Here is an 11,936-nt window from a genome sequence, read left to right as displayed (position 1 = left end):
TGTTGAATCAGTTCATAGCGAGATTTAGTCTATCCTCTTAGTCGGCAGCGTCATATGTGTATAAGCGAAAGCTCTTTATCAACACCATCTTCTGTTACAACCAGAATACAAATTTGATTGATTGCAATTCCAATAGCTAAACTTCTAAAAATCAGCCAAGCAATCTGGTAAACAGCAAAATCCGAATTTTGGGTATATTCCTTATCGTCTGATGCCAACCAAACTGTCAATGGAATTAATGCCGACAAACTTAAAATCAAAAATGCTCCGAGAGTTCTGTTTTGCTCTTTATAAAATAGATAAAAACGTCTTAAATAAACTGTGTTTGTTCTTAGAAAAATCTGAAATTATTTACATTTTTATTCATATGGATCTAAAAAGGACACCGAAGTGTCCCCTTTAGATCTATATGAATATAGTGCTTATTCTGCAGGTACTTCCGGCTTCATATGAGGAAACAAGATCACATCTTTAATCGTAGGACTGTCGGTAAATAACATAACCAATCGATCGATGCCTATTCCTTCTCCCGCAGTTGGCGGCAAGCCATATTCTAGGGCACGAATGTAATCTTCGTCAAAATGCATGGCTTCATCGTCGCCTGCGTCTTTTTCTTCGACTTGTTTACGAAAACGAGCCGCTTGGTCCTCAGAATCATTTAACTCAGAAAAGCCATTGGCTAACTCACGACCACCCACAAAAAACTCAAAACGGTCAGTAATAAAACTGTCGTTATCATTTCTTCGCGCTAGGGGTGATACTTCCCAAGGGTAAGCAGTAATAAAGGTAGGTTGATCGAGTTTTTCTTCGGCCGTTGCTTCGAAAATTTCACACAAGTATTTACCTGCACCCCATATACCGTCAACTTCAGGTTCTTTTATGTGAAGCTGTTTTGCCATTGCTTTGAGCTCAGCCAAATGATTTTCAGGGTCGTTGATCGCGTCAACATTAGCTTCAGGCCAATATTTGATTACCGCTGCATTCATAGTTAAACGAGTAAATGGCTGACCAAAGTCGTAATTTACTTCACTGACAACATTGCCTTCAGCGTCTTTAGTGGTGTTTTTAATGATGGTTGTGCCCAACACATCCTGTGCCACTTTTCGTAACATTTCTTCAGTTAGGTTCATCAAGTCATGGTAATCCGCGTAAGACTGATAAAATTCTAGCATCGTGAATTCAGGGTTGTGTCGTGTGGACAACCCTTCATTTCTGAAGTTACGGTTAATTTCGAACACACGCTCAAAACCACCTACCACTAAACGTTTAAGATAAAGTTCAGGGGCAACACGAAGATACATGTCGATATCAAGTGCGTTGTGATGAGTGGTGAAAGGTTTTGCTGTCGCACCGCCTGGTATGACTTGCAACATGGGAGTTTCCACTTCCATAAAGTCACGTTCAATTAAAAAGTTACGGATACCACTGACTACTTTACTGCGAATAATAAAGGTATCACGCGTTTGCTGATTGGTGATCAAGTCCACATATCGCTGACGATATTTGGTTTCTTGATCGGCCAAACCATGGAATTTCTCGGGTAACGGACGCAATGATTTAGTCAACAGTTGATATTCAGCCATATTGACATATAAATCGCCTTTACCTGATTTAAACAACACACCTTTTACACCAATAATATCGCCAATATCCAAGCTGCCAAAACGTTCTTTAATATCTTTTTGTGTGTCTTTTGAAGCATAAGACTGAATCCGCCCTGTCATATCTTGCAACAACAAGAATGGCCCACGTTTAGCTAAAATACGCCCCGCAATACTCACTACTTTACCCAATTCCTCTAAAGCTGGTTTTTCGTGCTCACCAAACGCTTTTTGTAATTCATCACTGTAGAATTCACGACGAAAATCATTGGGGAAACCATTGGATTTACAGTTTTCTCTTATATGAGTAAGTTTAGCGCGGCGCTCTGCAATTAGCTTATTTTCATCTTGTGTTTGTTCGGTCATCAACTTTCCTGATATCTTTTTACGGTGTTAGGTATCAAAGACCAGATTTTAAACTGGCTTGAATAAATTTGTCTAAATCGCCGTCTAACACGGCTTGTGTATTACGGGTTTCTACCCCAGTGCGTAAATCTTTAATACGTGAGTCGTCTAATACATACGAGCGTATTTGACTTCCCCACCCTATGTCGGACTTGCCATCTTCCATTGTCTGCTTTTCTTGATTTTGTTTATGCATTTCATGTTCATAAAGCTTGGCTTTTAACTGTTTCATGGCCTGTGCTTTATTTTTATGTTGTGAACGGTCGTTCTGACACTGCACCACTATATTGGTGGGTTCATGAGTAATACGTACCGCCGAATCTGTGCGGTTCACGTGTTGACCGCCGGCCCCTGAGGCACGGTAAGTATCGATTCGTAAATCTGACGGATCAATTTCAATTTCAATATCGTCATCCACTTCTGGGTAAGCAAAGGCAGAGGCGAAAGATGTGTGTCTGCGGCTGCCGGAATCAAAAGGTGATTTTCTGACTAATCTGTGAACACCCGTCTCAGTGCGTATCCAACCAAACGCATAGTCGCCACTAAATTTAATAGTTGCACTCTTTATACCTGCTACATCACCATCCGATACTTCAATTAATTCTGTCTTAAATCCATGGGCTTCGCCCCATCGCAAATACATACGCAACAGCATATTAGCCCAATCTTGTGCTTCGGTACCACCCGATCCTGATTGGATATCAATATATCCATGGTTGGCGTCATTCGGGCCAGAAAACATACGTCTAAATTCGAGCACTTCGAGTTTTTTAATCAGCTCGGCTAATTCAGACTCAGCTTCATCAAAAGTATCTTGATCTTCAGCTTCAACCGCCAATTCCACCAAACCTTCTACGTCTTCAGTTCCCTGTTCCAACAAAATAATCGTTTCGACGACCAATTCAAGAGCTACTTTTTCCTTACCTAAAGCTTGAGCTCGCTCAGGTTGCGACCACACATCAGGACTTTCTAATTCACGGTTAACTTCTTCGAGACGCTCTTTTTTTTGATCATAGTCAAAGATACCCCCGGAGCGACTCACCGCGCTGCTTTATGTCCGCTAAGGCATTATGTACTGGGTTGATTTCAAACATAAATGAAAGAATTGCACTCAAAATAAATGGGACGAGACTCTAACGGATTTTCTACATTAATAATAGAGAGACTATTAGAATTAACCTCTCAAACTTATTATTTATTAGCTTCTCCTATAGACTTGATTTTATCTTTTTCAGAATACCAGTGCCCCATAAAGTCAGCATATATGGCCTGCTCAATTTCTATGGCACGTTCCGTAGGACAAAAAAGTGTAATTTCAATTTCTGTGTCCCCAAGCTCAGTTGTTGATATCTTAATGTGTGGATCGGGTCCAGCAATAGTAATGTCCAAGCGCCTTTCAATCATCTGATTATAACGCACCGCAACATCATAAAAATCCTCACAATAAGCTTTTGCATTCTCAATGATTTTATTAATAAATACAAAAGGGTTAACACTTTGATCTCGGGTAATAATAAAATGATGTGTGGCATATCGTTTTAAAAAATTTAGGTTTTTGATAGGACTGGTCATCAATTTATTATTAGGAATGAACAACGTTTTACCTGTGTATTCGTATGACTTAATATTTACTTCTAATAGAGTAGTTTTTATCCAATCTGTGGCAGAAACCTCACCAACAAAATGATCGACTTCAATCCAATCACCTATTCGAAAAGGCCGAGTTGAGACTAAGTAGAAGAAACCAATAACACACTGGATAAATTCTCGAGTAGCTAAGACAATAGCGACAGAAAAAGCAGCAATTGAAAACGCAAATGTTTGCATTTCTTCCGCCCAGAGGCTCAACAATGAGACAATTAACACAAGGTTTAAAAAGTTCTTAACGTTATTGATTAAATCTCTTCTGTCTTCACCTTTATTTTTGGCATATTTGCGAACTAACTTTACCAACAGGTATTTTGTTAGTAATGACAAAAACATAACGGAGAAAGTTAAAATTAATTTATTCTCAAAGACATACTCGAAAATATTTTGTATAAGTTCCATATAGATTATTTAGCTTTGTAGGCTCTAAATAAGCAGATTATACACAACTATACTGCAGAGAATAAATTGATTGACTCCTCACAAAAAAATAACACTTTACCTTAAGCCTAAGCTACAAGTAATATGCAAATCAGCATAAATCGGATGATAATGTTGCGCTTCGCCATTTTGCTCCGTTACCTAAATTTTTATTCGACCCTTTGCCTAGTTTAGGTCGATATTGTTTTAGGTCATCACGTCGACGTAATTGATATCATACACTGCTACATGGATGTCACCAGTAACCGACCTTCTGTCAGATATAATGGTAAATCACTTCTTTACCATGGTGCTGTTATCCCACGTATAGGTGAATCAATGACTTTTACGGTAGCTGTGTAATTCGACAGTTTGAAAGGATGAGTTTTTAGTATCAATGAATCAGTCGCTATCAGCCGTTCCTGAGATCCATTACGTTGGTTACAGCACTTTCTCGAAAGGTATTCAGATACCAAGAACAGGTCTTGCTCACTACCGTGAAAATTGACGATTTAATCAAAAATGTCGGTGATAAGGTAATTGCGACAACTAGTTTGACAAACACCGGAAACGACAAACAGCAGAACGAGAATTCCGTTCAAACCCTGATAGAGGAATTATTGCTAGTACTGTTAGACTTTCCCCCGTAGAGCGAAAACTGCAGTAGATACGGCGAAAACTTGAGTTTGAATATGTGTGGGATGGATATATTACACGTCAACTCTGGTCCAATAGTGATCAAGGTTAATTCATCACTGGGCTTAAATGGTATTGAAACGGCAACAGGTAAGTATGTGGCAAGTATGATCACTCAATTTCTGGAAAAAAATGCCAAACCCAACAATAACAAAATAAGAGGAAAGAGCTCAATACAGACCCTTAAATAATCCTATGAATGAGTTTTAAATTAATAGTGTCTGGGTCAGACCGGACGAAATAAGGAAAACAGAGATTAGCTTTGTAGCCCTGTAACACGATGAAGTGAACTATTAACCGATTCGCTAGGTAACGATGATTGTTAGCCCATACGGACTGATTGACCTAAAGTGATTTTTCCGGAAATAGGCTTGGTAATAAATAAAATACTCACGCAACTTAACAATGTGAATCGTCTATTACATTGCTTATTAAAGAAAACTAAGTTGCGTCGCAAGAAACCTTGAACTACTACGAAAGAATTTTGTTTTGCTATAACTTTCCATCATTTATTAAAGAGTAACTTAGATGAATAACAAACAATTAGTTGGCGCACTTGAACTATGTGATTTACCGCATCTCACGCTTAACAAAATAGAGACAAGAGTAGACACTGGAGCCGCCACATCATCATTACATGTAGACAATATCGTCGAATTTAAAAAACAAAAAGAAAAATGGGTACGATTTGATATCCACCCCGACACGCATGTTGTCAATCAAGTGGTGCAAAGAGAAGCTAAAGTCAAAAGTGTACGCAAGGTTAAAAGTTCTAACGCAACACACCAAAGGCGCCTCGTAATAGAAACTGATATATTAATTGCTGATATGCAGTGGTGTATTGAGCTAACACTTACTGACCGATCTGAGATGAAATATCTGATGTTACTTGGCAGGGAAGCCATGTCTGGGCGTTTAGTTGTTGACCCAGAGCATGAATTTTTACTCTCTGATTAAGTAAATATATTTTTATTGCAAATATTCATACAAATATTTACTTCAATATCTAGGTTAGTCTATCCTTTCAACTTGGATAGGGTTTCGGCCAACTCTTTACCAAGGGACATTAACGCTTTTTCAGTTTTTGCATCAGAAATATTTCCATCTGCATCAAACACAGCAAACGCACCGCTTACCGCTTTTTGATTGGGTAATACCATCGTTCCTAAATTTTCCATCAGCATTCGCAGTACAACTAATACCCGCATCCCACCTAATCCACCGGGCGATGCGGCCATAATTGCAGCTGTCTTTCCCCGATACGCTGCCATTGGCTTTTCGTCACCTGTTTTTCTGGATGCCCAATCAATTGCATTTTTAAATAAGCTGCTGTATGAGCTATTGTACTCAGGCGATGAAATTAAAAATCCATCATGACTTATCATTAATTCTTTGAATGCCTGAGCTGCAGCAGGCATTCCTTGTTCTGCTTCTAGATCTTCATTAAAAATAGGCATAACAAAATCTTCAAGGTTGATAATAGTAACCTCTGCTCCTGCTTCCTGTGCTCCTTTTGCTGCGATAGCTACAACTTTTTTATTAACTGAATCTTTTCTGCCACTACCCGAAAACGCTAGAATTTTTACCATATGAGTTGTCTCAGTTGTTAATTAGTATTGATTAGTAAACCATACTGGAAATGAAATACGGTTAAATTAAAATTACTTTATATCATGTAAAAACTAACAACCCGCTAAGTTGCGGGTTGTTAGTTTTGTGTGATTTTTACTCGAAACTCGAAGCTAAACACCTTACATTTTCTCCATAGTCTCGATACCTAACAAGTCCAAACTTGACTGCAAAGTTTTAGCTGTTAACTGGGCTAACATCAAACGACTATTTTTAGTTTGCTCATCAATACCTTCTTTTAATATTGGACAAGCTTCATAGAAACTCATAAACAAACTCGCTAGCTCGTATATGTACGTACAAATTATATGCGGAGTAGCCTCACTTGATACCTGTTTAATAGCTTCAACATATTGCATTAACTTAACTGCAAGAAGCTTTTCTTGAGGCTCTTCAAGTTGAATATTAGCTTGTAAATTAACATCATTAATATCAGCATTTCTGAAAATACTTTGCACACGGGCATATGCATATTGTAAGTAAGGTGCAGTATTGCCTTCAAAACTGAGCATGGTATCCCAATTAAAAATGTAATCTGTAGTGCGGTTCTTGCTTAAATCTGCATATTTTACTGCGCCAATACCCACTTTATCAGCAATGATTTTACGCTCTTGTGCTGACAAGTCGGATTCACGTTTGTTGATCAGTACTTCAGCACGTTCAATGGCTTCGTCTAATAAGTCAACCAACTTAACTGTAGCGCCAGTTCGAGTTTTGAAAGGTTTTCCATCACTACCTAACATCATACCAAATGGACAGTGTTGGTAGCTTTGTTGTGCGTTAATAAACCCTGCTTTACGGGCAACAATCTCCGTTTGTTTAAAATGTAAAGCTTGGCGTACATCTGTAAAAATCAAAGTCCGATCTGCGTCTAATACACCATTACGATAGCGGATAGCTGCTTGGTCGGTGGTAGCATATAAATAGCCGCCACCAGACTTTTGAACAATGTAAGCTGCTGGGTTACCCTCTTTATCAGCCATTTCTTGCAAGAATGCCACTTGCGCTCCCTGACTTTCCACAACGATGCCAGCAGTTTTAAGCTTGGCTACCGTTGCTGCTAAATCATTATTGTAAGCACTTTCGCCCATCACATCACTTCGTCTGAGGCTCACGTTAAGCTTGTCGTACACTTCTTCACTGTGTGCGATAGATATATCAATAAAGTTTTGCCACAACTGTAAACATTGAATATCACCGCCTTGTAACTTCACTACATAATCTCGAGCACGGTCAGCAAATCCCTCTTCATTGTCGAAGCGTACTTTTGCTGCACGGTAAAAATCTTCTAGATCAGAAAGTGCCGTCTCGGCCACTTCATTAGCGGCTAACTTGTCATTTAAATGTGCCAGTAACATACCAAATTGTGTGCCCCAATCACCCATGTGATTTTGACGAATAACTTTATGCCCTAAAAATTCTAGCGTTTTAGCTACTGAGTCTCCAATGATAGTGCTACGCAAATGGCCAACGTGCATCTCTTTGGCTAAATTGGGGGCTGAATAATCGACCACTACTGTTTGTTGCTGCTCAGCTTCAATGCCAAGACGACTATCAGCATTAGCCGCTTCTAGCTGTTGTGCCAACCACTGTGGCTTAAGGTATATATTGATAAAACCAGGACCAGCAACTTCTAACTTTTCAGCTTCGTCGTTTAACTCAACTACGTCCACAATTTTTTGAGCAATGTCTCTTGGATTTTGTTTGAGCACTTTTGATAAAGCCATTGCACCATTAAATTGATAGTGCCCAAAACCAACACGGGTACTGCGGCTAAGTGGAGTTGGCGTGCCTTCTGGTGCACCTATGGCGATAAGTGCGGCTTTAAATTTTGCTAGTAAAAATGTGTGTAAGTTCATGTCTGCTCTTGTCTATAAAATGCATCAGGCTGTTAATAAATAGCCTTAGTGTTCTCTGGTAGTATGGAACACAATATCAGGATAACGCTCTTTGGCTAAGGCTAGATTTACTCTCGTTGGTGCAATGTAAGCCAAGTTATCACCTCCATCTACTGACAAATTTGCTTCTGCTTTACGTCTGAATTCGTCAAGTTTCCTTGGGTCTTTAGATGTTACCCACTGAGCGGTGTAAACATTGATATGCTCATATACAGCATCTACGTTGTACTCACCTTTTAATCGAGCCACCACCACATCAAATTGCAATACACCCACCGCCCCTACTATTAAATCGTTATTCTGTAACGGCCTAAATACTTGTACAGCACCTTCTTCAGCTAATTGTATCAAACCTTTTTGTAGCTGCTTTTGTTTGAGCGGATCTTTTAATCGAATACGTTTGAATAATTCTGGAGCAAAATTAGGAATACCCGCAAAACGAAACTTTTCTCCTGCTGTAAAAGTATCACCAATTTGAATAGAGCCGTGATTATGTAAACCGATAATGTCACCGGCGTAAGCCTCTTCTAACAATTCTCGATCACTGGCTAAAAAAGTCACCGCATCTGAAATTCGTACATCCTTTCCTATTCGGCTATGGTGCATTTTCATGCCTTTTTCATACTTACCAGATACTATGCGGCAAAAAGCAATACGGTCACGGTGTTTTGGATCCATATTAGCTTGAATTTTAAACACAAAACCGCTGAATTTTTGCTCACTTGATTCGACCTTCCGTTGACTGGTCTCACGACCTTGCGGCAATGGTGCCCATTCAACCAGACCATCAAGCATATGATCAACACCAAAATTACCCATAGCCGTGCCAAAAAATACTGGGGTTAATTCACCTGCCAAAAACTCATCATGGTTAAACTCGTTTGATGCACCTTTCACTAGTTCAAGCATGTCTCGTATTTCTTCAGCGTAAACACCGATTGCTTCGTCTAATTCAGGGTTACTAAGACCTTTCACAACACGTACGTCTTGAATTGTGTGACCTAAACCTGTTTTATACAGATATGTTTCATCTTTGAGCAAGTGATAGACACCCTTAAACTCTTTGCCCATTCCAATTGGCCAGGTGATAGGTGCACATTTGATATTTAGTACTTTTTCAACTTCATCCAACAAATCAATAGGATCGCGTGTATCCCGATCCAGTTTGTTCATAAAAGTAATAATGGGCGTGTCTCGCAAACGCGTTACATCCATTAGTTTTATGGTACGTGCCTCAACACCCTTAGCTGCGTCAATTACCATTAAGCAAGAGTCAACGGCAGTTAATGTGCGATAAGTGTCCTCTGAAAAGTCTTCATGGCCGGGTGTATCCAATAAGTTAACTGTACATTCGCGATACGGAAATTGCATAACAGAAGTAGTCACAGATATACCCCGCTCTTTTTCCATTTCCATCCAATCAGACTTAGCATGTTGCCCTGACTTTTTACCTTTTACCGTTCCTGCTTTTTGTAAGGCATTACCAAACAATAATACTTTTTCAGTGATGGTAGTTTTACCCGCATCGGGGTGAGAGATAATCGCAAAGGTGCGGCGTTTATCAACTTCTTGTTGGAAGGACATTGAATACTCTTAAATAACTGGTAACTAAATAATTCGGGCACATATTGTATATGACTCTGGTAAAAAAGTCGCTGTTCTAAAAGAATTTTGTAGTTTAGTAAAACCTTCAATTAGGCACTATACTTTTAGGTATAGTCAATATCTGCATCGAAGTTACATATTATTAACCTAATATAAACTTTTTTATTTACTCAAACCCATGTTTAAATTATATTAACTTGTGGAAATTTTTTGCCGTAAAAATAATAAAAGCAATAGTCATATTTTACCATCAGGAAGCAATCTTTCATGTCACGTAGAAAAATGTTTAGTGGCGCGCAGCTCAAATCTATGCGTAAAGAAGCGGGCTATACCCAAGAAGAACTTGCTCAAAGAGTAGGTATTAGCCGCGAAACAGTCTCTGCAATCGAAAATGACAAACCTGAAACAATGGATAACATAGGTGTAGGTGTTGTAAATAATTGGTGGTCTATCTGCCGTCAAACAGCATCAGAACAAACCCGCGAATCATTCTTTTCCACCGTTATGGACTACTTCGGCTTTAACCTGAGCTGAAGTTGCTTTAGTCTGGGCTCATGTTTATAAGAGCCTATCTTCCAAATTTTCTTACAGCCCTTTTCGGAGGGCTTTTCGTGCTTTTTGGCATTGCGACCTTTGGCAACGGATTAGCTTTCGATCGCATTTATATAATCTTGTTAATATTTACTGGAATAGTTTGCAGGAAAGATATCAATGTTGTGAGTGTCATCATCATTCTAGTCTTGCGGATGATGTGGGATTTATTGGCCTGGAACCTACTTATTGATGAAAATCTGGTTAAGGTGACGTTATATCTAACCGCTCTCTATGTGTCCTATTATCTCCGTTATGATTGGTTAGCAAAAATAGTGGCTACAGTTGTAATTGTGGCTTCTGCAAGCGAATTATATTGGTACTCCATCAATTACAGTGCTCCAGAAATTTATTGGTATATATGGATTATGATTTCCAACCTTTTAATTAGGTACTTAGTTTTTTGCAGAGTTAGCTTTGTGGACAAGTATTTTCCTAATGCAGGAGAGTCAGTAAATTTAGATTGGGTTATCTATAAATTGTATGCGGTCTTGACTGTACTTCAGGCCGCTATGGTTTTTGAGTACCTATCAAGACACCTGATAGGTTTTAACGACGTACTATTCGTATACTATTCGTATTCTTATGTTGTGCACATTATTGGAACAATTATTATTTGGGCCATATTTACCGAAAACTATAAACGCTTAATTCTAAAGCTTCTAAAAGCCTAAGCTCCTCTTACGGCCAAAAAACCTACATAATCATCAATGTGGAAATTTCTCCACTTAAATAATGATAATTGGGAAACCTTATGAAACTGTCTATACCTATTCTGTTATTTTTATCGACTATAATTAGTCTAACCAGTAGCTCGTTCGCTCATAGTACACTCAGCGAAAAAAAAACTTACAACTTCAATTATTTTATTATTCTCGCCCCATTTATCCTAGATAAAACAACACGTCAAAAAGCCATATTTACAGATTTTTCTCGCAAAAAACTACAACAAATCCCCTTAGTTGCGAGCTCTTCCCGTAAAAAACCGCCGCAAAGCTCTCTAGTTGTTGGTTCTTCTCGCAAAAAACCACCGCAAAGCCCTCTAGTTGCTGGTTCTTCCCGTAAAAAACCACCGCAAAGCTCTCTAGTTGCTGGTTCTTCTCGAAAAAAACCACCGCAAATTTCTTTAATAACTAGGTCTTCCCGCAAGAACCACCTATGCTAACCGACGTAACCGACGTAACCGCAAAGCGTATGCCTCATACATTTGCATAAAAGATTTGAAAAAACACTAAAAAATTGCAGTCGCCCTGTTTTACGGGGCGTAGGCAATTTATTTTTAATACACAAATATATATTTATATTTGTGTATTAAAATCATATACTTATATTATAATGTGAAATTATTTCACCCCGTGGAATCAAATCCACATTTTTATTTGTATTGTGACGTTTGAAAAGCAGTGATTAATAATAAAAACTAATCCGCTACTCTGCTGATGTT

The 11,936-nt window shown here is 38.7% G+C and carries 13 protein-coding genes; 5 read left to right on the top strand and 8 right to left on the bottom strand.

Going from position 1 to position 11,936, the window contains the following annotated elements; genetic code table 11:
• Positions 1-50 precede the first annotated feature (50 nt).
• From QZ562_RS15760 to QZ562_RS15745, 4 genes are all read right to left on the bottom strand, one after another.
• On the bottom strand, positions 51-260 hold the full coding sequence (locus tag QZ562_RS15760) for a hypothetical protein (RefSeq protein WP_293762050.1): 210 nt from the start codon (positions 258-260) through the stop codon (positions 51-53).
• Between the two features lie 162 nt (positions 261-422).
• Positions 423-1,967: a lysine--tRNA ligase gene (gene lysS, locus QZ562_RS15755; protein ID WP_293762048.1), complete on the bottom strand. Its 1,545-nt coding sequence runs from the start codon at positions 1,965-1,967 to the stop codon at positions 423-425.
• Between the two features lie 34 nt (positions 1,968-2,001).
• Positions 2,002-3,100 (bottom strand): peptide chain release factor 2 gene (gene prfB, locus QZ562_RS15750; RefSeq protein ID WP_293762045.1). Its coding sequence is split into 2 segments (ribosomal slippage): positions 2,002-3,024 and positions 3,026-3,100, totalling 1,098 coding nucleotides; the frame shifts between segments, so codons are not numbered across the junction.
• A gap of 97 nt (positions 3,101-3,197) precedes the next feature.
• Complete coding sequence (locus QZ562_RS15745) at positions 3,198-4,055, bottom strand: mechanosensitive ion channel family protein (protein WP_293762042.1); 858 nt, start codon at positions 4,053-4,055, stop codon at positions 3,198-3,200.
• A gap of 267 nt (positions 4,056-4,322) precedes the next feature.
• Between QZ562_RS15745 and QZ562_RS15740 the strand changes: the two genes are divergently transcribed.
• The 3 genes from QZ562_RS15740 to QZ562_RS15730 all read left to right on the top strand — a co-directional run bounded on the left by QZ562_RS15740 (position 4,323) and on the right by QZ562_RS15730 (position 5,726).
• Positions 4,323-4,436 (top strand): hypothetical protein, encoded by a 114-nt coding sequence (locus tag QZ562_RS15740; RefSeq protein WP_293762040.1) that lies wholly within the window; start codon positions 4,323-4,325, stop codon positions 4,434-4,436.
• Between the two features lie 317 nt (positions 4,437-4,753).
• On the top strand, positions 4,754-4,960 hold the full coding sequence (locus tag QZ562_RS15735; RefSeq protein WP_293762037.1) for a hypothetical protein: 207 nt from the start codon (positions 4,754-4,756) through the stop codon (positions 4,958-4,960).
• Positions 4,961-5,297: 337 nt separating this feature from the next.
• Positions 5,298-5,726 (top strand): RimK/LysX family protein, encoded by a 429-nt coding sequence (locus QZ562_RS15730; protein WP_293762034.1) that lies wholly within the window; start codon positions 5,298-5,300, stop codon positions 5,724-5,726.
• 59 nt (positions 5,727-5,785) lie between these two features.
• On the opposite strand, the gene QZ562_RS15725 is transcribed toward QZ562_RS15730, so the two are convergent.
• From QZ562_RS15725 to prfC, 3 genes are all read right to left on the bottom strand, one after another.
• Positions 5,786-6,358 (bottom strand): NAD(P)H-dependent oxidoreductase, encoded by a 573-nt coding sequence (locus QZ562_RS15725; protein ID WP_293762031.1) that lies wholly within the window; start codon positions 6,356-6,358, stop codon positions 5,786-5,788.
• A 162-nt stretch (positions 6,359-6,520) separates the two neighbouring features.
• Entirely contained in the window at positions 6,521-8,257 is a 1,737-nt protein-coding gene (gene argS, locus QZ562_RS15720; protein ID WP_293762028.1) for an arginine--tRNA ligase, read from the bottom strand.
• 45 nt (positions 8,258-8,302) lie between these two features.
• Entirely contained in the window at positions 8,303-9,880 is a 1,578-nt protein-coding gene (gene prfC / locus QZ562_RS15715; protein ID WP_293762025.1) for a peptide chain release factor 3, read from the bottom strand.
• 288 nt (positions 9,881-10,168) lie between these two features.
• On the opposite strand from prfC, the gene QZ562_RS15710 reads away from it, so the two are divergent.
• Both QZ562_RS15710 and QZ562_RS15705 read left to right on the top strand, forming a co-directional pair.
• Positions 10,169-10,435 carry a helix-turn-helix transcriptional regulator gene (locus tag QZ562_RS15710; protein ID WP_293762022.1) on the top strand — a complete coding sequence of 89 codons (267 nt, stop codon included), beginning with the start codon at positions 10,169-10,171 and terminating at the stop codon, positions 10,433-10,435.
• 20 nt (positions 10,436-10,455) lie between these two features.
• A complete protein-coding gene (locus tag QZ562_RS15705) occupies positions 10,456-11,166 on the top strand; it encodes a hypothetical protein (protein ID WP_293762019.1) in 711 nt (236 codons plus the stop codon).
• A gap of 232 nt (positions 11,167-11,398) precedes the next feature.
• Here the strand turns inward: QZ562_RS15705 and QZ562_RS15700 are convergent, their stop codons facing one another.
• Complete coding sequence (locus tag QZ562_RS15700) at positions 11,399-11,641, bottom strand: hypothetical protein (RefSeq protein WP_293762016.1); 243 nt, start codon at positions 11,639-11,641, stop codon at positions 11,399-11,401.
• Positions 11,642-11,936: the final 295 nt, after the last annotated feature.

The sequence above is a fragment of the uncultured Paraglaciecola sp. genome (genome assembly GCF_913058035.1).
Taxonomy (GTDB): Bacteria; Pseudomonadota; Gammaproteobacteria; order Enterobacterales; family Alteromonadaceae; genus Paraglaciecola.
This window is presented reverse-complemented; position numbering and strand designations above follow the sequence as displayed.